This is a genomic window from Oleiphilus sp. HI0079 (assembly GCF_001635105.1).
This window is the reverse complement of sequence record NZ_LWFT01000232.1, coordinates 1-664: the sequence shown is the minus strand read 5'-3', so window position 1 is coordinate 664 and position 664 is coordinate 1. Positions and strand designations below refer to the sequence as shown.

Sequence of the window (664 nt, the reverse complement as noted above, 5' to 3'; positions counted from 1 at the left end):
TATTCTGCGTCAAGCGATACTGGATTGACATCGCCAGATGCAGCTGCAAACAAAACGAGCTCATCTTCCGTTAATGTTTTTGTAAATGTGGCATAATCTCCGACGTGAAGTTCGTCGTAAGTAATGTTCTCAATCACCCGCATNTTTATTTCCGTTCAAGTTAAGTCGTATTCACTTAGAATAGGCCACAATCAATGCGATTCAATAAACATCGTGTAAGCAACTGTATCTAATAAGATTTAAGAATTTTTGTGTCTTCTGAAAAACATACAATCAGTACAATTAAAGCCCTTGATTTAAGTTTGTGCATGTTCCGAGATCAGCACCACTTGCGCAGAAAGATTGCACGCGTAGACGGTCTCGAGGGGGATGAACTCGCTAAGCTCTGCACTCAGATAGAAAAAAGCTTCAGAGATTCATGCGCTTTAGTAGAGAGGCGCCAAGATAGAGGCGTCCGAATACATTATCCCGATAACCTTCCTGTGTCTCAGCAGGTGGATGAAATACGCGCGATATTAAGAAAGCATCAGGTTGTTGTTATTGCGGGCGAGACAGGTTCTGGTAAGACGACACAAATCCCAAAGGTATGCTTGGAACTTGGCTTATCGGATAAAGGTTTGATCGGACACACTCAACCAAGGCGGCTTGCTGCACGGACTGTTGC

At 43.4% G+C, this 664-nt stretch carries 1 pseudogene; it reads left to right on the top strand.

Going from position 1 to position 664, the window contains the following annotated elements:
- Positions 1-251: 251 nt before the first annotated feature.
- A pseudogene (locus tag A3750_RS26735) lies at positions 252-664 on the top strand (ATP-dependent RNA helicase HrpA); the annotation flags it as partial.